General features: G+C 50.2%; 18 protein-coding genes. 9 read left to right on the forward strand and 9 right to left on the reverse strand.

The window, feature by feature from the left end; all coding sequences use genetic code 11:
- Positions 1-247 precede the first annotated feature (247 nt).
- A complete protein-coding gene (locus tag JOD20_RS26770; protein ID WP_204757043.1) occupies positions 248-3,724 on the forward strand; it encodes a S8 family serine peptidase in 3,477 nt (1,158 codons plus the stop codon).
- Between the two features lie 126 nt (positions 3,725-3,850).
- Here JOD20_RS26770 and thrS read toward each other — a convergent pair whose 3' ends face one another.
- The 3 genes from thrS to JOD20_RS20425 all read right to left on the reverse strand — a co-directional run bounded on the left by thrS (position 3,851) and on the right by JOD20_RS20425 (position 6,794).
- Positions 3,851-5,665 (reverse strand): threonine--tRNA ligase, encoded by a 1,815-nt coding sequence (thrS, locus tag JOD20_RS20415; protein WP_204757044.1) that lies wholly within the window; start codon positions 5,663-5,665, stop codon positions 3,851-3,853.
- A gap of 111 nt (positions 5,666-5,776) precedes the next feature.
- The gene (locus JOD20_RS20420) at positions 5,777-6,001 is read right to left on the reverse strand and encodes a hypothetical protein (RefSeq protein ID WP_204757045.1); all 225 of its coding nucleotides are present in this window, start codon (positions 5,999-6,001) and stop codon (positions 5,777-5,779) included.
- 184 nt (positions 6,002-6,185) lie between these two features.
- Complete coding sequence (locus JOD20_RS20425) at positions 6,186-6,794, reverse strand: hypothetical protein (RefSeq protein ID WP_204757046.1); 609 nt, start codon at positions 6,792-6,794, stop codon at positions 6,186-6,188.
- Positions 6,795-7,382: 588 nt separating this feature from the next.
- On the opposite strand from JOD20_RS20425, the gene JOD20_RS20430 reads away from it, so the two are divergent.
- Entirely contained in the window at positions 7,383-9,197 is a 1,815-nt protein-coding gene (locus JOD20_RS20430) for an ABC transporter ATP-binding protein (protein WP_204757047.1), read from the forward strand.
- Positions 9,198-9,238: 41 nt separating this feature from the next.
- On the opposite strand, the gene JOD20_RS20435 is transcribed toward JOD20_RS20430, so the two are convergent.
- Positions 9,239-9,685 carry a response regulator transcription factor gene (locus JOD20_RS20435; RefSeq protein ID WP_204757048.1) on the reverse strand — a complete coding sequence of 149 codons (447 nt, stop codon included), beginning with the start codon at positions 9,683-9,685 and terminating at the stop codon, positions 9,239-9,241.
- A 611-nt stretch (positions 9,686-10,296) separates the two neighbouring features.
- On the opposite strand from JOD20_RS20435, the gene JOD20_RS20440 reads away from it, so the two are divergent.
- The 6 genes from JOD20_RS20440 to JOD20_RS20460 all read left to right on the forward strand — a co-directional run bounded on the left by JOD20_RS20440 (position 10,297) and on the right by JOD20_RS20460 (position 15,073).
- The gene (locus JOD20_RS20440) at positions 10,297-11,862 is read left to right on the forward strand and encodes a glycosyl hydrolase family 18 protein (protein WP_204757049.1); all 1,566 of its coding nucleotides are present in this window, start codon (positions 10,297-10,299) and stop codon (positions 11,860-11,862) included.
- Positions 11,863-12,109: 247 nt separating this feature from the next.
- Positions 12,110-12,970 (forward strand): class I SAM-dependent methyltransferase, encoded by an 861-nt coding sequence (locus tag JOD20_RS20445; RefSeq protein WP_204757050.1) that lies wholly within the window; start codon positions 12,110-12,112, stop codon positions 12,968-12,970.
- Between the two features lie 56 nt (positions 12,971-13,026).
- Positions 13,027-14,127 carry a M24 family metallopeptidase gene (locus JOD20_RS20450; protein WP_204757051.1) on the forward strand — a complete coding sequence of 367 codons (1,101 nt, stop codon included), beginning with the start codon at positions 13,027-13,029 and terminating at the stop codon, positions 14,125-14,127.
- Positions 14,124-14,255 (forward strand): hypothetical protein, encoded by a 132-nt coding sequence (locus JOD20_RS26775; protein ID WP_275580649.1) that lies wholly within the window; start codon positions 14,124-14,126, stop codon positions 14,253-14,255. Before JOD20_RS20450 ends, JOD20_RS26775 begins: the two co-directional genes overlap by 4 nt.
- Positions 14,256-14,258: 3 nt before the next feature.
- Positions 14,259-14,765: a hypothetical protein gene (locus tag JOD20_RS20455; protein WP_204757052.1), complete on the forward strand. Its 507-nt coding sequence runs from the start codon at positions 14,259-14,261 to the stop codon at positions 14,763-14,765.
- On the forward strand, positions 14,765-15,073 hold the full coding sequence (locus JOD20_RS20460) for a hypothetical protein (RefSeq protein WP_204757053.1): 309 nt from the start codon (positions 14,765-14,767) through the stop codon (positions 15,071-15,073). Before JOD20_RS20455 ends, JOD20_RS20460 begins: the two co-directional genes overlap by 1 nt.
- On the opposite strand, the gene JOD20_RS20465 is transcribed toward JOD20_RS20460, so the two are convergent.
- From JOD20_RS20465 to JOD20_RS20485, 5 genes are all read right to left on the reverse strand, one after another.
- On the reverse strand, positions 15,070-15,828 hold the full coding sequence (locus JOD20_RS20465) for an amino acid ABC transporter ATP-binding protein (RefSeq protein WP_275580650.1): 759 nt from the start codon (positions 15,826-15,828) through the stop codon (positions 15,070-15,072). The genes JOD20_RS20460 and JOD20_RS20465 overlap by 4 nt on opposite strands.
- Positions 15,818-16,621 carry an amino acid ABC transporter permease gene (locus tag JOD20_RS20470; RefSeq protein ID WP_204757054.1) on the reverse strand — a complete coding sequence of 268 codons (804 nt, stop codon included), beginning with the start codon at positions 16,619-16,621 and terminating at the stop codon, positions 15,818-15,820. The genes JOD20_RS20465 and JOD20_RS20470 overlap by 11 nt, the downstream gene beginning before the upstream one ends.
- An 83-nt stretch (positions 16,622-16,704) precedes the next feature.
- The gene (locus tag JOD20_RS20475) at positions 16,705-17,550 is read right to left on the reverse strand and encodes a substrate-binding periplasmic protein (protein ID WP_204757055.1); all 846 of its coding nucleotides are present in this window, start codon (positions 17,548-17,550) and stop codon (positions 16,705-16,707) included.
- A gap of 354 nt (positions 17,551-17,904) precedes the next feature.
- Positions 17,905-19,542: a DHA2 family efflux MFS transporter permease subunit gene (locus tag JOD20_RS20480; protein ID WP_204757056.1), complete on the reverse strand. Its 1,638-nt coding sequence runs from the start codon at positions 19,540-19,542 to the stop codon at positions 17,905-17,907.
- Positions 19,543-19,839: 297 nt separating this feature from the next.
- Entirely contained in the window at positions 19,840-20,064 is a 225-nt protein-coding gene (locus JOD20_RS20485; protein WP_204757057.1) for a hypothetical protein, read from the reverse strand.
- A 319-nt stretch (positions 20,065-20,383) separates the two neighbouring features.
- Between JOD20_RS20485 and JOD20_RS20490 the strand changes: the two genes are divergently transcribed.
- Positions 20,384-20,947, forward strand: a complete 564-nt coding sequence (locus JOD20_RS20490; RefSeq protein ID WP_204757058.1) for a M20/M25/M40 family metallo-hydrolase — start codon at positions 20,384-20,386, stop codon at positions 20,945-20,947.
- The last annotated feature ends 15 nt before the right edge of the window (positions 20,948-20,962 follow it).

Here is a 20,962-nt window from a genome sequence, read left to right on the forward strand (position 1 = left end):
GATCGTTGATTTTAGGGGCGAAGGCACTAATAATGAGGCTTCGCCCTTGCTTATGCAGATCTATTGGAGCGATGTTTTCAGCTAGGAGGAGCGTTGCTAAGCGTATTTGCATAACTCTACAGATCAGTGCATAATATTCGGTATCTGCATTTTTAGCGCCGCCTACCTCAATGAAATATCCACAGGTAACTCCACTGCTAACCACGGTCATTTGGTAGGGTTTGGCAAAGCGCTACAAGGAGGACTGGTGAATCGTTTCCTTCCACGTTGGGCTGTAATTTTCAGCTTACTCACCTTGGTGATTAGCTTATTTGCACAGCCAGTCGCTACAACAGCGCAAAAAGTTCCAGTAACTGTTGATTCAAATCCTATAACCAGCGATGGTGTTGCTGAGGCTGTGACAGCTTCGCCACGCTTGATTGTAGAGTTGGAATCACCTGCATTGGCTGCTTGGAGCAAAAGCACCAATAAGGCTCGTACTGCCAACCAACGGTTAAATCTTAAGGCTGCTGATGCCAAAGCCTATCTGGCGCAATTAGAGGCTGAACAAAACCTCTTTGTGGCAGATATGAGCAAAGCATTGCCAGGCTCAAGTGTTTCAACCTTCGTCGATGAATTTGGCGCGAAAGACGAACTGCGTTATAGCGTGGTCTTCAACGGGATGACCGTGAACGTTGGCAATGCCAAACGTGATGATGCCCGTAAGATTTTGGCTGCATTGCCAAACGTCAAAGCTGTGCACCTTGACTTGCCCCAACAAGCAGATTTGCACTTGAGCAATACGTTGATTGGTTCACCAGCTCTGTGGAACAGTGCTGAAATTGGGGGCCGTAGCAATGCTGGCGCTGGGATTAAGGTTGCCTCGATGGACGGTGGCGTGCACAAAGATGCGCCAATGTTCAGCGGTGTCGGCTACGACTACCCAGAAGACTATCCAGCCAACGGCTTGGGCTTGACTCAAAATAACAACGGCAAAATCATTGCTTCACGCGCTTACTTCCGCGATTGGGACGGCCCAGCTAATGGCGACCAAAACCCATGGCCAGGTGTGAATGGCACCCCTCACGGTGTGCACACCGCTGGGATTGCTGCTGGCGATGTTGTAACCGCAACCTTTAGCGGCTTGAACTTTCCATCAATGAGCGGCGTAGCACCGAAAGCATGGATCATGAGCTATCGGGTGTTTTATGCCAGCGTCAACGGGATTGGCTCGTTCTACAATGCTGAAGGGATTGAAGCCCTTGAAGATATTGTGGCCGACGAAGCCGATGTGGTTAACAACTCATGGGGCGGTGGCCCAGGTAGCTTGGGTGGCGAATTCGATGCCCTTGATACTGCCTTGATCAACACCTCAAATGCTGGGATCTTTGTGTCGATGTCGGCTGGCAATGCTGGCCCCAACAAAGGTACCTCAGATCACCCATCAGATGAATATATTGTGGTAGCAGCCAGCACGACCCAAGGCACGTTTGCTGCCGGTCGTTTGGATGTAACCCAACCAACGCCAATCTCACCAACTTTGCAAACGATTCCGATTGCAGCAGCGGCGTTTGGTGCACCTGTTAATAGCATTGTAAACTTACCATATATGCCAGGCAGTGCAGCTACCCCAGCCAATCTGACCGGTTGTACCGCATTTGCTGCCGGCACCTTCACTGGCAAAATTGCCTTGATTCAGCGTGGCGATTGTGAGTTTGGGGTCAAGGCCCTCAATGCACAAAATGCTGGTGCTAGCTATGTTGTGATTTACAACAATGCAGCCAATGGCAATACGCTGATTAACATGGGCGCTGGTGCTGTTGGCGCTCAAGTAACCATTCCAGTGATTATGATTGGCTTTACGCCAGGCACTGGCTTGGTCAACTGGTATAACCAAAACGGTGCAGCTTCGGTTGCTTCAATTAACCCATCGACCTATGTTGCCGCCAGCACCCCAGACGTAATTGCTGGCTTTAGCAGCCGTGGCCCAGGCGTTGGCGATGTTTTGAAGCCAGACGTAACCGCTCCTGGCGTGAATATCCTTTCACATGGCTACACCCCAGGCGCGACTGGCGAAGCCCGTCACCTTGGCTATGGCACTGCATCGGGTACTTCGATGGCAGCACCTCACGTTGCTGGTGCAGCAGCCTTGTTACGCCAAGCACACCCAAGCTGGACCAACGACCAAATTAAATCGGCCTTGATGAGCACCTCGAAGTACATTGGGGTTACGGTCGCTGATGGTTCACCAGCCCAACCATTGGATATGGGCGCTGGCCGGATCGATTTGAGCAAAGCTTCAAACCCAGGTGTCTTCTTAAGCCCACCAAGCTTGAGCTTCGGCCAAGTTTTGAGCGGCACGACCAAATCAATTTTGGTGACGGTCACCAACGCAACCAATGTTGCCGAAACCTATAGCATCAGCACCCAATATACTGGTGGTGGTTTCAACAATATTACCCCAATGGCTGGCGTAACGCTGGCTGCCAATACGATTGCTGTGCCAGCAAATGGTAGCGCACAATTCACCGTAACCTTCAACAGCATGGCTGGCCGTGGCTATGGCGATAATCAAGGCTTTATTGTGCTTGATGGCCCAACCCACGATGCCCACATGCCAGCTTGGGCACGGGTAACCAAGCCTGCTGCTAATGTTGATGTGTTGGTGATTGATAACGACGGTAGCGCATCGCTCGGTGGTGCATACATCGATGTGACTCGCTACTACACTGAAACCCTTGAAGAAATTGGCTTGAGCTATCAAGTCTTGGATGTTGATGATTTGGCTGGCAGCGTCAGCACCTTCTTGCCACCAGCTGAAGAACTGTATCCCTATAAAGCGATTATCTATTTCACTGGTAACTACGATCAACGCAACGGTGCGTTTACGGTTGCAACCCCATTGACCGCGCTGGATATGGATCGCTTGACCGAATACGCCAACAACGGCGGGACGATCATCGCGATGGGTCAGAATTTGGCTCAAGTGCTCAATTCAACCAGCACCGACACTGAATCATTCTTCTATGCCAGTGTCTTGAGTGGTGAGTTCCTGCGCCCTAACATCAACTCATCGAACGTGGTTACGGTTACCAAACCATTGACCGCTACCACCCAAGCGCCAGCAGTATTCCAAGATATGGAAATCAACATCAATGCTAGCTTGGGCGACGGCGCTCGCAACCAACGCAGTGTTGATGCCCTTGAGTCGCTATATGGCACCGACTTCGATCCAAATCGCGATGAGTTGATTCGCTCATTGTTCTCGATTGCTGGTGAAGAAGAAGCGACAACTGGTCGCTACCATCGCGCTCAACCAACCTTGGAAAATCCAGGCATCAGCTATTTGGGTCGCTCGATCTACACCACTTTCGGCTTAGAAGGGGTCAACAACTTGAGCGGCACCACCAGCCGTCAAGAGTTGCTCGAAACCTTCTTCAAAGTCTTGTGGGATGATGCAACCGGCATGATTTTGACCACCCCAAGTGGTGCCCAAACCATGTTCGATGTTGACTTGACCTCAGAGTACGATGCAGTGCCAGTCGAATATCGCTGGGACTTCGGCGATGGCTCAGCCATCGTTACGACCCCAGCCGGCACGCCAGTTGGCCATACCTATACTGACCCCGACATGACCTACACGGTTCGGGTGGAAGTAACCGATAGCTATGGCAACAAGACGATTGTCACCAAACAAGTAGGCGCAGTGCAAACTGTCTACTTGCCAGTGGTTGGCCGCAACTAAACTTTAGTTCTTTGGCTAATCTTCTCACCAGGTGCTTGGTTCAACCCAAGCACCTGGCGTTTTTTAACGCCGCAAACAAAATGACACCCCGATCACAAGCGTGATCGAGGTGTCTTGCTTAGCGAATTATTGATAGTTCGCCACTTCATCCTTGATGCGGGCAATGAATTCATCGACGCTGATTGAGCCGAGGTCGCCGCCAGCGCGTTGGCGTACCGCGACAGCACCATTTTCCTCTTCTTTATCGCCAACCACCAACATATACGGAATTTTCAGCTTTTGGGCATCGCGAATTTTAGCATTCATGCGGTTGTTGCTGGCATCAACTTCAACCCGCAAGCCTTGAGCATTCAGCTTGGCAGCCACAGACTCAGCGTAGGCCACATGGCGGTCGGTAATCGGCACTAACGTGACTTGAACCGGAGCCAACCAAACCGGAAATGCACCTGCATATTGTTCGATCAACGTGCCCACGAAGCGCTCGATCGAGCCAAATGGCGCACGGTGAATCATAATTGGCCGATGCTTTTGGCCATCTTCGCCCGTGTACTCAATTTCAAAGCGCTCTGGCAAGTTGTAGTCGACTTGCACCGTGCCAAGTTGCCATTGGCGGCCAAGCACGTCGCGGAAGATGAAGTCGAGTTTGGGGCCGTAGAATGCGGCTTCGCCTTCAACGACCACATAATTCAAGCCCTTCTTTTCAGCAGCATTGATAATTGCGTTTTGGGCTTTTTCCCACACTTCGTCCGAGCCGATGTACTTGGGATTGCCCACCTCGCGCAAGCCAACCCGCGCTTGGAAGTCTTTCAAGCCCATCGTGCCAAACACAAACAGAATCAAGTCAACGACTTTCAAAAACTCTGCTTCAAGTTGGTCGGGCATGACAAACAAGTGCGAATCGTCGACCGTGAACGAGCGAACCCGCAGCAAGCCCGTCAATTCGCCGCTATGCTCGTAGCGATAGACCGTGCCAAACTCGGCCAAGCGCAAGGGCAAATCACGATACGAACGTGGTTCGCTGGCATAAATTTCAATGTGATGCGGGCAGTTCATCGGCTTCAGCAGATAAATTTCGCCCTCGGGATTTTCAGGGTCGTCATTGGCAATTTCGCTCATTGGCGGGAAAATGCCATCGCGATAGGTGTACCAGTGCCCGCTCGTTTTGTAGAGATCGATCTTGCCCATATGCGGCGTGACAACTGGCAAATAGCCACGGTCAATTTGCGCTTGACGCAGGAAGCGCTCAAGCACATCGCGCAGAATTGCGCCCTTGGGCAGCCACAATGGCAAGCCAGCGCCGACTTTTTGCGAGAAGGTAAATAAGCCCAACTCACGGCCAAGCTTGCGGTGATCGCGTTTTTTGGCTTCTTCTTGCTGCCACAAGTAATGATCAAGCTCTTCTTTCGAAGGCCAAACCGTGCCATAAATCCGTTGCAACATTGGGCGTTTTTCATCGCCGCGCCAATATGCACCCGAAACCCGCAACAGCTTAAAGCCATTGGGCGGAATTTCGCTCAAACTTTCGACGTGTGGGCCTTTACATAAATCTTCGAACGAATCATGTTTATAGGTTGAGATAATCATGTCGGCGGCGGCAGCTTTTTCGCCATATTCGTCTTCGCCTTTTGCCAAGCCAGCGATCAATTCCAGCTTGTAGGGTTGGTCTTTGAACAATTCGCGGGCTTCGTCTGCTGAAACTTCACGATAGGCAAAGCGATGTTTGGCCTTGATGATTTTACGCATTTTAGCTTCGATGTCTTTGAGATCATCGGGCGTTAATGGCCGTGGCAAATCAAAATCATAATAAAAGCCATTTTCAACTGGCGGGCCGATCGCAATTTTGCCCTCAGGGAAAATTTCAAGCACAGCTTGGGCCAACACGTGCGCCGTTGAGTGGCGCAAGCGATACAGTGGATCATTATCTGGATTTACTGGTGGCATTGGGAAACTCCTAGAAAAAGTATGAAGGATGAGGGATGAAATAGTCAGGTCTTAGCAAGCACTTAAATTTCATCCTTCATAATTCATCCTTCATAATTCATAATTTAAACATTACCAACATGGCATGAGATGGCGCGGGGCTTCTGGGCATTGCGCCAAATCGCGTTGATAGACTAATTTGAGCATTGCAGCGCGATATTCAGCGCTTTCGATCAAGTGCCAGCCCTCAGCTTGGAGTTCGGCTTCCATCGCCGCCCGATCCGACCATTCACGAGCCTCGGCGGCACAGGGAGCGTCGCCCTGAACCGGGGCATAAGCAATTAAGTATTCCAACATAATTCTGCTCCTTTAAGTGATTGATGGTGCCAGTATCACTTTCGTCCAGAACGATCACCCCCCTTCTGAAATTATGAATTATGAATTATGAATTATGAATTATGAATTATGAAACGATTATTGCCAGATTCAAAATTCTTTGTCGATCAGGCATATTTTCATCCCTCATCCTTCATCCTTGGTGTTATTGTGCTTCAACGGTGGCGGTCAATACGCCGTCGCTTACGTCGATTGCCGTAATTCGTTGGCCATTGGCGGCAAGTTGATTATTGAGCTTGGCTTCTAAGGTTTGTGAAAGTTGCTCCGGGTCAAGCAAAAAGCCAAGTGCGCCATCAATTTGCGCATCAACGACATCAACCCGACCATCGGCGGTTACTTGGACTCCGGCGGTTGCCGTACCAGTTATGCCATAGGCTCCAACGGTTGCGCCCAAACGGCCTGGCGTAAAGCGCACCGTCGCACTATCCAAAGGGCTAATTTCATTTGGATTGGCCTGCAAAAACTGGTTAATTTCGCTATCGGTCACTTGGACGGTGCCCTGGAACCCAGCAGGAATTTCGCTATTGGGGCCGCCAAGTTGTTCATCGAGCTTGCGATCAATTTGCTGTTCGAGTTGGCCGCCCAAGGTGTTGCCTGCTTGCTCGCTGAGCATGGGTCGCAAATAGAAATAGACTCCCAACAAGCCACCTAAGACCAAAAAAACCAGCACCGTCAAGGTTGTCAAACAACCAAACAGACAACCGCGGCGGCGGCGTGGTGGCGGTGGTGGTGCATAGCCATAGCCATAACCCATACGAAACCTCCTGTGGCGCGGTTAAACAAAAATGCCCCGTCCTGCACATACATAGGACGAAGGCAAATATAAACCTCGTGGTTCCACCTAATTTCCAAATTAGCAAGCGCTAATTTGCTTAAGTTGTCCGGTAGCGGGGACAAAACGCATCGATCTACTGGCCAAAGGCGTTCGGCGATGAACTCAGAGGGGGTATTGTTTGGTGGCGTGCCAGCAACGCTCGCAATCTATGGCGCTGCTTCCCTGATGGTGTTACCCAAACAACATGGCCTCATCACTGTTCGGCTATTCAATTGTGCTAGATGCTACCATACCTTAGCACTCTTCGTCAATCAGCCCTGCGAATGAGCAAAATATTAACGTTGCAGCCCAAATTACTCACTAAGCAACACCTCCAATGGCTACTACTTCAATCAGATGCCGCATTTTTCTCCAAACAACGAGCGAATCAGTAGATAGACCGATCTCAGCTTGGCCAAACTCGGTTAAGCTAGCTGCTAGCTCTAATGTTTTGGATTCGATACAGTCAATAGATGGCGAGATTGGTGGCCAAACTACGCCACTGTGTGCTAAATCTGGGAGTACCTAATGGCCAAACGTGAATTTTCGGTTGAACATGAATATAGCTACCCACGCAGTAGCCCAATTCGCTGGATTATAGCCCATGTTTGGCGCTATTGGTTTTTAGCGTGTGTGGTATTACTCTGTTTTCTTGGTTCGTGGGTAACCTACTCGCAAGCACGGGTGGTCATCGGCGATGTTGCGGGCTTGTTTAAAGTCTCCTTCGATGCTGAGGGATTGCCTCTACCCTTCAACGCTGCGCTATTATTAAGAATGTCGCTGATTATTTTGGCCCTTTTAGTCGCTGATGGCTTTTCTTTGTGGTTTGGCAGTTTGGCCGGCGAAACAATTGCTGCCCGCTTCGAGGCCGATGCGCGCGAAGAGTTATATACAAGCCTCTTGGGCAAAAGTCAAGCCTACCACGACCGCCAACGGGTCGGCGATTTGATGGCCCGCGCTACCGATGATACCAGCCAACTTGCCAGCATGATCGTGCCAGGCAGCACCATGATTTTTGAAAGTATCTTGGGGATTGTGGTTCCACTGGCATATGTAGGCTTTATTAACGTTGAATTACTCTTAGTTCCTTTAGGTTTTGTGGCTTGCTATATCATCGCGGTTCGGCGCTATGTGCGACGCTTAAACCCCGTTATTGCCGAGCAGCGCGAGCAATTTGGCAAGCTCAATGCTGGTCTCGAAGAAACTATCTCAGGGATTGAAGTGGTCAAGGCGAGCGCCCGCGAAGGCTTTGAACGGCTAAAATATCGCCGTCATGCCCGTGGTTTCCGCGATTTGTTTGTGCAACAAGGACGCATCGAAGCTCGCTATATTCCATTGTTGCTGTTTGGCATTACCTTCGGCTTAACTTTCTTGCACTCGATGATTTTGTTTGATCAAAGTCGGATTACCATCGCCGATATTATTGCCGTGATGAGCTTGATTGGCTTGTTGCGCTTCCCAACCTTCATCTCGCTGTTTGCTTTTACCTTGGTTCAAACAGGTATTGCCAGCGCAGGCCGAATTTTGAGCGTCATCAAGGAAGAAACCGAGCTTGATGAAAATCTGCAAGGTCATCAAGCAACGCTCAAAGGCGAATTACGCTTCGATCACGTCCAATTTGGCTACGAAGCCCAGCCAATTTTGCATGATGTTTCGTTTAGCGTAAAGCCAGGCCAAACCGTGGCAATTGTCGGCCAAACTGGCTCTGGCAAAAGCGCCTTGACCCAATTGGTCAACCGCACCTACGATGTGCAAGCAGGCCGCGTATTAATTGATGGAATTGATGTGCGCGACTGGAATCTCGATACTTTGCGCTCGCAAATCTCCAAAATCGAGCAAGATGTGTTCTTGTTTTCGCGCACAATTGGCGAGAATATTGCTTTTGGTGCGCCCAATGCTACCCGCGAGCAAATTATCGAAGCCGCCAAGGCCGCCCAAGCACACGATTTTATTAGCTCGTTTGTCAATGGCTACGATACCGAAATTGGCGAGCGCGGCGTAACCCTCTCTGGTGGTCAGCGCCAACGGATTGCCTTGGCCCGCGCCTTCTTGAGCAATCCACGGATTTTGATTTTGGATGATTCGACCAGCGCCATCGATAGCGCGACCGAAGACCAAATTCAACGTGCGATTCGCGAGGCCCAACGTGGCCGCACCACCTTGCTGATTACCCACCGACTTTCACAAATTCGCTGGGCCGATGTGATTTTGGTGCTCGATGGTGGGCGAATTGTGGCAGCAGGCGATCACGAACACTTGCTGCGCACCTCCAACCATTATCGCCGGATCTTTGCCCGCTACGAAAGCTCGTTGCCACCGATTGAGCAAGCGGTTTTGGCCTAAAAATCCAATGCGCCACCAGTTGCTGCTGGTGGCGCATTTGTTTAAGTGAGTTGGAGCCACGGCTGTTCGGTCTGATTGGCAAATACCGTCACAATATCGCGAATCAATTGATGCGATTGGCGATTTTTGGAGATAAAACCATCAAGCCCAGCCTGATAAAACAATGCTTGGGCTTGCTCATCACGGCTCCAGCCAATAATTTTGGCATCGTCGGCCAAGGCACGATGCTTAAAATGTTCCGAACGAATTTGTGGCATTAGCTCGGCAATCCCCACGCCATCAGCCAAGCGTTGATCAATCAAAATCAAGCGCGCATAGTGTTGCGGTTGATATTCGAGCCATTGCAACAGCTGAAAACTGGTGCTGCAAATGCTAATTGCAGTTGATAAATTGAATTGGGTTAATAATTGCTCTGCGCCGCGAAATTGGGTTTTGGCCATAATTTGTAAAACTCGGGTACTCTCCACCAAACACACATTGGCTAACATGCCAGACTCCTTGCTCCAGACCAGATTATTCTATTCCTAGAATATTGATATACCAAATTGACTACATTAGCGGCTTTAGCAGCACACGAGGGTAGAAATTGGCTGCTTCGTTGATTAATTTAGATGCTTGAATTGCAGAAGATGATTGTTTGCGGCGATGCTGCTCTCAGTGCGCTTGATTATAGCATAGCTCACTTCGGCCCAAGCCCAATTTAATTGATAATCTGCTGCAAAAAAGTACTTTTTGATCCGTACTGAGCTAAATAGCCGCTTTTCGATAAAACCTTACATTTTTAGCATCAGCATTATGCTAATTAATGGTTATTAATCAATTTAAATAATTAGGATATGAATATATGCAGATAATTGATTGCAGCAATTGCTTCAACGCTGTTGCCTAACCGAAGTTTAGCCCAAACAGTTTGCTAACAGCATAGTTGCGCTGGGTGCTGGAGCTTAAATTTTGTTAATTAAAACCCTTGACAAATGTTTAAAAATCAGTTAAAGTCTTTGTAATTCCAATGAAATTATTTAGTAACCCTCTGAGTTGGCTAGCATTTTGGAACGCTCGTGACGGATGAACTCTCGATAAGCACGAAGGAGTGACGATTATGAATGTGATCCATCGTCGTTTTCGGTTTCTAGCCTTTATCTTAATCCCCGTTCTTGTTATGCTGATGGCCTTGAGTCAGCAAAAGGTTCAAGCTGCTGCTCCTGCATGGGATGGCAACAATCACGCCTACGCGATTGGTAATCGGGTAAGTTATGCTGGTGGCGAATATGAATGTATTCAAGCCCACACCTCATTGCCCAATTGGAATCCGGTTGATGTTCCGGCCTTGTGGCGCGCGGTTTCACCAAGCAATCCAACCGCAACGCCGAATAACCCAACCGCAACCCCACGGCCTGCAACGGCCACTCCGCGACCTGCAACCGCAACGCCGCGACCAGGCACTGCAACGCCAACGCCAAACAACCCAACCGCAACCCCACGCCCAGCAACTGCAACGCCTGTGTTGCCAACTGCAACCACCACCCCAGGCGGCGGCAAACGAATCATCGGCTACTTCGCCGAATGGGGAGTCTACGGTCGCAACTATCATGTGCGCAACATCAAAACCAGCGGTTCAGCTGCCAAGTTGACCCACATCAACTACGCATTTGGCAATGTCGTCAATAGCCGCTGCCAATTGGGCGACACCTACGCCGATTATGATCGAGCGTATAGCGCTGCTGAAAGCGTCGATGGCGTAGCCGACACCTGGGATACTGGCGTATTGCGCGGCAGCTTCGGCCAATTGCGCAAGCTCAAAGCAGAATTCCCGCACTTGAAAGTGATGATCTCATTGGGCGGTTGGACGTGGTCGGCTGCATTCTCGGATGCTGCGTTGCCAGCAAACCGCGCTGCGTTCGTCAAATCATGTGTCGATTTGTTCATCAAGGATTCACGTTGGGCTGGCGTATTCGATGGCATCGACATCGACTGGGAATACCCAGGTTCATGTGGCAACACCTGTAACTTCCGCCCAGAAGACACCCAAAACTTCACCGCCTTGTTGAGCGAATTCCGCAGCCAATTGAATGCAGTTCGCCCAGGCTTGTTGTTGACGATTGCTGCGCCAGCAGACCCAGCGAAGATCGCTAAGATTCAAGTTGGCCAGATTCACCAATACCTCGATTTCATCAACATTATGACCTACGACTTGCACGGCGCTTGGGAAGCCAACACCAACTTCCAATCAAACTTGTACTCAATCGCTGGCGATCCAGGCCCAACCTACTCGGTTGATGCAGGTGTAAACGCTTGGTTGAACGGTGGAACTCCAGCCAATAAAGTTGTCGTTGGCGTACCATTCTACGGTCGCGGCTGGCAAAATGTGCCAAGCACCAACAATGGCTTGTTCCAACCTGGCTCGGCTGCCCCAGCCACCTACGAAGCAGGCATCGAAGATTACAAAGTGCTCAAGACCAAAGGCTTGACCCGCTACTCAAATAGCGCTGCTGGCGCTGCTTGGCTCTACGGCAACGGCCAATTCTGGACCTACGATGACCCAGCGATTATGAAAGTCAAGACCGACTATGTGAAAGCAAAGGGTCTTGGCGGCACGATGTTCTGGGAATTGAGCGGCGACACCACTGATGGCGAATTGATCAACTCACTCTATCAAGGTCGCTAGGTTTCAAACTCATATCGGTGAGGCTGAATGGCGCAAGCAGCAATGCTTGCGTCATTTGGTTTTTAGAAGATAAAATTCCCTCACCCCAACCCCGTGGTTTTGCACAATTCCTTTGGAACCAATTATCGGCTCCCCCTCGCCCGCGTTTTCGTGAGAGAGCGGGCGAGGGGGTGAGGGGACTTTATAATTTGCGGTATGCTTCTTGATTTAACCAGCCTAGCGTTTGTAGCTGGCAAGGAGTGGTGTGATGGCCGCAGAGCATGCATTTGGCAATGAAGCTGCGCTTGGTGATGATGAATTACCTGCGTATGCCCCAATGTTGCAAGCATTTCATCGAGCGTGTGCCGTTTCGTTGGTTGCAATTATCGATTCGTTGCCCTTGAACGATGGTATGGTGGTGCTGGATCTCGGCAGTGGCGATGGTTTTTATTCTGCCTTGCTGGCCCAACGGGTTGGCACGAGTGGCAAGGTTGTTGCCGCCGACGCTTCGCCCGCCTATTTGCATTTGGCCCAAAACGCAATTGGCGCAACGAAATATGCAGAGCGGGTCAGCTTTGAGCAGGTTGATATTCGCCAACTGCCATGGCCTGATGATCATTTTGATCTGGTTTGGTGTGCGCATAGTTTGTATAGCTTGCCCGAGCCGCAAGCAGCAATCGTCGAGTTGACGAGAGTAACAAAGCCTGGTGGCTGGGTGGCAATTTTGGAAAACGATACGATGCATCATCATGTGTTGCCATGGCCGCCGGAGATTGAGCTAGCGATTCGCAATGCCCAATTGGCCAATATTGCCGATGAGCCGATTAAGCTGCAAAAATATGAGCTTGGACGTAATTTGCTGGGCTATTTTACCGATGCTGGCTTGATCGAATGCGCAATGCGTTCCTATACTATCGATCACCAATATCCATTGAGCGTTGATGAACAAACATTTATGCACCACTATTTAGTAGATTTGCTACAACATGTTGATTCACAGCTTGAGCCAACCATGCTGGACCACGTTGAAACCTTGATTGATCCAACACATCCTGACAGCATGTTCAACCAACCAAGCTTCTATTCAAACCATCTAGAATTGCTCGCACTAGGCCGTAAGCCTGCCTAAATGCTTGAGCGAGAGTGCTATACTGAGCATATTCTATCTTGGTGGAGGTTTGGATTATGAGTAGTGTCCGAATTCGACGGTTGGCCAGCGCTGCCCGCCCACAAGGGATGGATTATGTGGTGCTGATGCCTGGGGCTAATTTACAGTATTTTACTGGCTTGAGCTTGCATTTAAGCGAGCGTTTGGCTTTGGCGTTAATTGCTGCCGATGCTCAGATCATTCATATTGTGTTGCCAGCCTTGGAGCAACCTCGTGCCTTAGCCGAATATAGCGGCGAGATTGCAGTGCGTTGGTTTCCATGGAGCGATGATGAAGGCCCGATGAATGCCTTGCGCAACGCTGCCGCTGGCCTGATTGGGCGCACGGTTGGCGTAGAATACACAACCATGCGGGTGCTGGAATTGCGCGCCTTAGAAGAAGTTGCCGGAATTCATAGCATTGATGCCAGCGCTGCAATTGCCAGCTTGCGCATGCAAAAAGGCAGCGACGAAATTGAGTTGATGCGCGAGGCCGTGCGCATTGTCGAAGCTGGTCTGAAAACAGCAATCGAGGCGATTCAGCCGGGCCGAACCGAGCGCGAAATTGCCCGCATTTGGGAAGAAGCAATGCAGGCTGCTGGTGGCGAAGGCCCATCGTTTGCCACAATTGTAGCGAGTGGCCCAAATAGTGCTAATCCGCATCACACCACGGGCGAGCGCCAAATTCAAACTGGCGATCTGGTGATTCTCGATGGCGGAGCGTTGTATCGTGGCTATTGCTCGGATATTACGCGTACGGTGAGCGTTGGCGAGCCAACAGAGCAACAACGCATGCTCTATGATACGGTTTTGGCTGCCAACCGGGCTGCCTGCGCTGGAGCCAAACCAGGCATGAGCGGCGCTCAAGTCGATCGCTTGGCACGCCAAGTGGTTGAAGATGCAGAATTAGGCCGCTATTTCATCCATCGTACTGGCCATGGCTTGGGCATGGAAATTCACGAACCGCCCTATATCGCCAGCACCAACACCGTGGCCTTGCCCATTGGCACAGTTTTTACGGTTGAGCCTGGCACGTATGTTGCCGGAATTGGCGGCGTGCGGATTGAAGATGATGTGCTGTTAACCGCCAATGGCGCAGAATGTTTGACCAACTTTCCACGGGAGCTGATTGTTAAATGATCGTGTTGGCACAAACTGTTGCCCAAGATCCGCCGCTGTGGGTTATGATTCTGGCGCTTGGCGTGGGCAATCTGGTGGGGATTGTGGGCATTTGGTGGTGGCGGCGACGTTCTGCCACTAGAAAGTAGCATATGCAAAAACGACGTGTTTCATTATGGACATTAGTCTTATTGGTTATTGGTTCGTTGGCGCTGCATGTTTGGACAATTAGCACGCTGTTTCAGGTGCGCTCAACCGCTAGCCAACAACTAAGCCAATTACAAACTGCGCTTGATGAAGCACGTCGTGAGCCATTGGTCTATCAAGTGCCGATTAATCAAACTGTGCCGATCAAGCTTGATGTGCCAATCAATCAATCGTTGAATATTCCCATCAACACTTCAGTTAAAATCAAAGATACCATCGATTTGCCAGTTGATACTGGCTTTGGCTCATTGACGATTCCCGTGCCAATTGATGTGACGATTCCAGTTTCGACCAATGTGCCGATTAGCTTCAACCAAACCGTGGCGATTTCGACCAGCGTGGCGGTTGATTTGAATGTGCCGATTACGATTGACCTCAACCAAGCCCCATTTAACAGCTATCTTGATCGCTTGCAAAAAGCGCTCGCCGATGTAGCCGAGCAACTGAAATAATGCTCTATCTGGCTTGCGCGGTCTATTGTGGTACCTTGGCGCTTGGCGCAAGCGTGCAATATTTGCACCTACGTTTGGGCCGTTGGCGTTGGCTGCATCATGCGCTTTTTTTTGCCACCTGGCTTAGCACTGGTGCAGCCATAATTTGGGCTTGGTGGTATCAACTGGAACGTTGGTGGTTGGCAAGCTTAATCATGCCAATTCTGGCTTTATTTCCCTTGCGGCGCGCTAGCTCGCGTTGGCATCGTTGGCTGGGAATTAGCGGCTTGGGGGTTTGGGCCATGATTTTGGCCTTGGCCAGTGTTTAGTGCAAAATCCGCGATAAAAACAGCTTGGTGCGTTCATGTTGCGGTGCGCCAAAGACTTGCTCAGGCGTGCCTTGCTCAACAATTGTGCCGCCATCCATAAAGACCACTTGATGCGCAGCCTTGCGCGCAAACCCCATTTCGTGTGAAACCACTACCATCGTCATGCCTTCGCGGGCGAGAGTCAACATCACATCGAGCACTTCGTTAATCATCTCTGGGTCGAGGGCCGAGGTCGGCTCATCAAACAAGATGACTTTTGGTTGCATAGCCAACGAGCGCGCAATTGCCACCCGTTGTTGTTGTCCGCCAGAAAGTTTGGGTGGATATTTGTTGGCTTGCTCGGGGATGCCAACTTTTTCGAGCAACCCTCGGGCAACTTTTTCGCTTTCGCTGCGTGAGCTTTTGCGCACTTTTTGCTGCGCCAAACAAATATTTTCCAATACCGTGAGATGCGGAAACAACTCAAAGCGCTGAAACACCATGCCCACTTCAGCGCGAATGGCGTTTAACTCGCGTTCTTGCGGCTTGACGTGCTTGCCATCGATGATAATTTCGCCTGCATCGGGCACTTCGAGGTGGTTGATACAGCGCAGTAAGGTCGATTTGCCCGAGCCAGAAGGCCCGACGATCATCAACACTTCGCCGCGATCAACCGTGAGGCTCACATCGTCTAAGGCGCGAAAATCGCCAAAAAACTTGCTAACATTGCTGATGCTGATCATTGGTTGGTTGGCAGTGGCAAGTTTAGTGGACATTGCTGCTCATCTTTCGTTGCAACCATTGCAGCAGCAATGACAGCACTAAAGTCATGGTCAAATAGAAGGCGGTCAAAATAAAATAGGTTTCTTCATATTTAAACGACGAACTAACCGAAAGCCGCGAAACTTGGGTAATTTCGCGCACGCCCAAGACCGAAACCAACGACGAATCTTTGAGAATGGCGATTAAATCGTTGCCCAAGGCTGGCAGCACATTCCGAAAGGCCTGCGGTAAGATGACATAACGCATAGCTTGGGCATGGGTCAAACCCAATGATCGAGCCGCTTCCATCTGGCCGCGACTGATCGATTCGATGCCTGCGCGGAAAATTTCGGCAATATAGGCCGCGTAAATCAACACCAGCGCAATAATTGCCCGTGCAATCAGCGAGATTTTACTAGGATCAAGCCCCATACCTTTGGATAAAGCTGGCACAACCGCAAACGAGATTGTAAAGATCAGCACCAAAATCGGCACGCCACGAATAAATTCGATGTAGCCAATCGAGATGTTGCGTAGCAGAACATTGCGCGAAACCCGCCCCAGCCCCAGCAACAAACCCAAGATTAAGGCACAAATAAATGAAATACCTGTGACCATCAAGGTCGTGCCAAGCCCGGTCAGAATCGCTTCAAAGATGTTGGTGTATGCAGGGTCGCTGATAATTCGAAAGCCCATGTAGGCGATGATCAGGCCAATTGCGACCAGCCACCAGGGAAATGTGCGCCAATTAAAGCGTTTGTTGGTTGGGGGTTGCAGCGAGGTTGAAGGCGGAAGGTCAGCAGCCATTCGGACTCCTTGTTGATCCAGAGGCGAGGATGAAATAACTCAGTGGTGCAGCCTGCGCCACACCACTGAAACGTTAATTGGGTTTATTCGGGCAATTTGAATTCGGCGCTGAAATATTTCTTTTCAAGCTCGGCCAATTTGCCATTTTCGCGCAGCGTTTTGAGGGCTGCATTGACTGGAGCAACCAAATCGCTGTTTTTGGGGAAGATGAAGCCCAATTCATCGCTCTTGATTGGGTCGCCAACCAACTTCAATTGGTCGCTGTTGTTGCCAACATAGCCTTGGCCAGCGGTTTCGTCCATAATTACCGCGTCAACATCGCCGTTGATCAAGGCAGCGACGGCAAATGGGAAGGTTTCAAACCCTTGGATGCGGGCTTCTGGCAGCAAGCCTTTAGCGGTTTCGTAGTTGCTGGTGCCAGTTTGGGTGCCTAAACGGAATTCGGTTTTGGCGAATTCATCCATGTTGGCGAAGCGGGTTTCGTCGCTGCGCACCAACAAGCGTTGGCTAATTTGAATATAGCCATCGGAGAAGGCCACTTGTTCGGCCCGTTCAGGGGTAATCGTAATCCCATCGGCAGCAGCGTCGAATTGACCAGCGCCGACCGCTTGGATCATGCCTTCCCATGAAGCTTCTTTGTAAACTGGTTTACAGTTTAATTCGGCACAAATCGCATTCCACGCGTCGTAGTCCCAGCCTTCGCCTTTGCCCGTTTGGGGGTTGATGTAGTTGAATGGTGGGTACAAGTTTTCGACGGCGATGGTTACTTCGCGGCCAGCAAGATCGATTTTGCCAGTTACGGGAGCCGTGGTTGAACCGGTGGTTGAGCCAGTCGTTGGCACAGTCGTTGGGGTTGCTGCTTCCGAGCCACACGCTCCCAGCACGACCAACAGTAAGCTCAACAGAGCTACAAGATTGAGGCGTTTCATCTGCAAGTTCCTCCTGATATAGAGTTGGTATTATACTCTCAATGGCTGGCTTGGTTTACAAGTTTTAGGCCAAAAATGTGATTAATTAGACTTTGGGCAGTGAATGAGATTAACGCAGAGGCGCAGAGTTAAATGAATACTCTGCGCCTTTGCGTTAATGTTTATTGTTGTAAGAACTAATTGTACTGGTACATTGCATTAACCACCGTCTGATGCCCTCACCCCCTAACCCCCTCGCCCGTCGAACGGGCGAGGGGAGTACCGACTCCGTGGTTCCCCCTCGCCCGCGTTCAGTGGGAGAGGGGCTGGGGGTGAGGGCATGTCCTTGGTTGCCAATCTAATGAACCATTACAACTAATGTCCAGCAGCTACCGCAGATTCTGTATTGCCACCTCGACCAGACCATTTGCCCGGCCAACCAGGTAAGAATAAGCCAAGGAATAGCGCTAGCATTGCAACATAGAAGGTAAAGTGATAGGTTTTTTCGAAGCCAGCAACTTGCTCGGCACAAGCAGTTTGAATGCTACTGCGAACTTGGTTTTGCACCTCAGCTGGCGCTTGAGCCACGCCTGCTGGCAAATTGTTGGCGGGATCAACGCCCGGCGTTTCGCATAAACCAAAGGCTGGCGTATGAATTCCGGCCTGAGCATTTTCCGCAGCACGGGCTTGCGATTCTTCTTGAAATTGTTTGGTTGCAACCGAGGTTGTGCTCGCCAGAATCGTTGCCAACACCGCTACGCCAATCGATTGAATGACTTGGCGCGTAGCATTGATCAAGGCTGAGCCACGCGGTACTTTGGGCAAATCAACATCCGACAGGGCTGTGACGAAGGTTGTTTGGACGGTCATACCCAGCGCCAAACCGCGCAGCGCCAGCAAGAACATAATCCAGCCAATTGAGGTATCTGCTTGAAGTTGCGAAAGTTGCCAAGTATTCAAAATCAAAATCGCATAGCCAGTGATGATCAATGGGCGTGGGCCAATTTTATCGTACAAGCGGCCAGCGGTCGGCGTGGCAAAACCAGCAGCTACGGCCAATGGCAGCAAGATAAAGCCAGTTTCTAAGGCTGTGCGGCCCCGCAACACTTGCAAATACAAGGGCAACAAAAATTCTGCGCCAAACAAGGCCAATACACTGACCCAGCCAACCAAATTGGCCATTGCAAAGGTTGGCTTCTTGAATAAGCGTAAATCGAGCAATGGCTCTTTGGCAACGAATAATTCGATTAAGCCAAACAAGAGCAAGCTAATGCCACCGATGATAAACCACATCGTTACGTTGCCCGAATCCCAGCCTTGTTCGGCGGCAATCGTGGCGGCGTAGAGCACTGAACCAAAACCAACGGTCGAGGTGATCAAGCCTAAAACATCGAGTTTGGGTTTGCCCGTTGGCGGGGTTGGCTTGAGCCAGCGCACTGCCAAGCTTACGCCCAGCACGCCAATTGGCACATTGATAAAGAAGATCCAGCGCCAAAGATCGTTATCGACTAACAAGCCACCTAAAATTGGCCCCAACGCTGGCCCGAGCACCATGGCAATCCCAAATACACCCAAGGCCTTACCACGCTCGTTGGGCGGGAACGCGCCATAGATAAAGGCCGTGCCAAGTGGCGTTGATAAACCACCACCCAAGCCCTGAATTGCCCGCGCAATCACTAGGGTTTCAATCGTTGGCGCAACCCCACACAAAAACGAGCCAAGCACAAAGATCGAAAGCCCAATCACATAGGTGCGCTTGAGGCCAAAACGATCAGCCATGTAGCCCGAAATTGGTGTGCTAATCCCCAACATCAACACATAAATGCTCAAAATCCATTGGGCTTCGTTGATCGTGGCCCCAAGATCTTGCTGCACCGTGCGAAATGCCACGTTGACGACAGTCGTATCCAGAATCACCATGAAGATTCCGAATATTACCGAAATTAATACTTTCCATTTGTAGTCTAAGCCACCTTTTGGTGATTGCTCTGAATCTTGTGCTGTCGCTGCCATGAAATACCCTCGCAATTAGCATGTCCAAATTCGTCCACATCAAAAAACAGCAGTCTGTGGGTGCTTGCGACCATGCAAACTACTGCTGATAGATTGCAACTATTTGCTTAGTTAATCTAACTAAGCAAATGGTACGCCGAAAAATTTGTTTGTCAAGCATGATGAGGGATCAGGTTTCAGCAGCTACGGATCAGGATTGGATCGGTTTTGGTTATTGGCTTTAATCCACACAAGTTCTAGGCGCTTTCTTGCCTTTAACCCTTTGAGGTTTGGCTTTTCCTCACTCTTCACTCAGGGTTAATCGCGTTTGCTGACTTGGGTTGGCATATTCATCAGGTAGCTAATCGTTACCAGATCGCCAGCTTGTGGATTGGTATACATCACTTCGCTGCCTAGCCGCGCTTTGATCAAACGCTCAGGTTGCTCATCGTGGGCAAACATCACATCATAAAAAACGCTGCCATGTAAGCTAACAGCTTGGACGCTATGAATGACCGCTGGGCGGGTTCCCGAAAGAATCATGAGTTACTCCACTAAGTTGAATCAAGGACGATTAATTATAACGAGTATTGCTTGGCTCAAGGTTAATAGTTGGTTGTGGCGGTTCATCAAGTCATCGCGCTAAATTTTACCTTTGCTCGTGAATAAAGTTTGGCGCATTGGCTTCCGGATGGCTGCATCTTGCACTTGATAGGCAGTGATTGGGCCAAAGTCTGCTAGCGATTGTCGTTTTGGCTTGGCGGTTATCCGTTATAATGAAGATACCCGCTTGATATTGTTCGGCGTGCGATTGCGAGGAAGCTCCGTGGTTGCTCCCCTATCCACTCTCGATGACCTAATTTTGCATTATGTCCGTGCCTTGGTAGCCTTACCAAGTGTTACTGGCGACGAACCAGCCTTAGAACACGCTGCGCCGCCGATTGCTGATCTTCTGCGTGGCCTTGGTTTTCAGGTTAGCGTTCACCCGACAGAAGGTGCGCCGATTATTTTAGCCCATCGGACTGGCAAAAGCGCGCAACGCTTGCTCTTTTTCAATCACTACGATGTGATGCCAACTGGCGTTTGGCGCGATTGGTTTCATGAGCCATTTACCTTGGCTGAGCGCGAAGGCCTGTTGTATGGGCGTGGCGTTGCCAGCGATAAAGGCAATTTGGCGGCGCGGATTGCCGCAGTGGCTCATATTTTGGCCGAAACTGGCGAGCTACCAGTTGGCATTACCTTTTTAATTGAAGGCGATGGCCTGAGTGGTAGCCCATCGTTGGCCAATTTGATTGCCGATCAAGCCAATAATTTAACTGCCGATTTAGTTATGGGCTACGGTGGTACGAAACTCAGCAATGACATAGTATGCCTATGTCTGTCGTTTGGATGGCACAAAAATGAGCCTTATGCAGCGGTGTCTTGAGGCGCTTCGAGTAGG

This window comes from Herpetosiphon giganteus, assembly GCF_016907925.1.
In the GTDB taxonomy this organism is placed as follows: Bacteria; Chloroflexota; Chloroflexia; order Chloroflexales; family Herpetosiphonaceae; genus Herpetosiphon; species Herpetosiphon giganteus.

Excerpts from the sequence above, each read along its gene's own strand:
- JOD20_RS20430 (WP_204757047.1), top strand. The coding sequence starts at position 7,383 with ATGGCCAAACGTGAATTTTCGGTTGAACATGAATATAGCTACCCACGC.
- JOD20_RS20445 (WP_204757050.1), top strand. The coding sequence starts at position 12,110 with ATGGCCGCAGAGCATGCATTTGGCAATGAAGCTGCGCTTGGTGATGAT.
- JOD20_RS20440 (WP_204757049.1), top strand. The coding sequence starts at position 10,297 with ATGAATGTGATCCATCGTCGTTTTCGGTTTCTAGCCTTTATCTTAATC.
- JOD20_RS20480 (WP_204757056.1), bottom strand. The coding sequence starts at position 19,542 with ATGGCAGCGACAGCACAAGATTCAGAGCAATCACCAAAAGGTGGCTTA.
- JOD20_RS20455 (WP_204757052.1), top strand. The coding sequence starts at position 14,259 with ATGCAAAAACGACGTGTTTCATTATGGACATTAGTCTTATTGGTTATT.
- JOD20_RS20420 (WP_204757045.1), bottom strand. The coding sequence starts at position 6,001 with ATGTTGGAATACTTAATTGCTTATGCCCCGGTTCAGGGCGACGCTCCC.
- JOD20_RS20470 (WP_204757054.1), bottom strand. The coding sequence starts at position 16,621 with ATGGCTGCTGACCTTCCGCCTTCAACCTCGCTGCAACCCCCAACCAAC.
- JOD20_RS20435 (WP_204757048.1), bottom strand. The coding sequence starts at position 9,685 with ATGTTAGCCAATGTGTGTTTGGTGGAGAGTACCCGAGTTTTACAAATT.
- JOD20_RS20465 (WP_275580650.1), bottom strand. The coding sequence starts at position 15,828 with ATGTCCACTAAACTTGCCACTGCCAACCAACCAATGATCAGCATCAGC.
- thrS (WP_204757044.1), bottom strand. The coding sequence starts at position 5,665 with ATGCCACCAGTAAATCCAGATAATGATCCACTGTATCGCTTGCGCCAC.
- JOD20_RS20475 (WP_204757055.1), bottom strand. The coding sequence starts at position 17,550 with ATGAAACGCCTCAATCTTGTAGCTCTGTTGAGCTTACTGTTGGTCGTG.
- JOD20_RS20425 (WP_204757046.1), bottom strand. The coding sequence starts at position 6,794 with ATGGGTTATGGCTATGGCTATGCACCACCACCGCCACCACGCCGCCGC.
- JOD20_RS26775 (WP_275580649.1), top strand. The coding sequence starts at position 14,124 with ATGATCGTGTTGGCACAAACTGTTGCCCAAGATCCGCCGCTGTGGGTT.
- JOD20_RS20460 (WP_204757053.1), top strand. The coding sequence starts at position 14,765 with ATGCTCTATCTGGCTTGCGCGGTCTATTGTGGTACCTTGGCGCTTGGC.
- JOD20_RS20450 (WP_204757051.1), top strand. The coding sequence starts at position 13,027 with ATGAGTAGTGTCCGAATTCGACGGTTGGCCAGCGCTGCCCGCCCACAA.
- JOD20_RS20485 (WP_204757057.1), bottom strand. The coding sequence starts at position 20,064 with ATGATTCTTTCGGGAACCCGCCCAGCGGTCATTCATAGCGTCCAAGCT.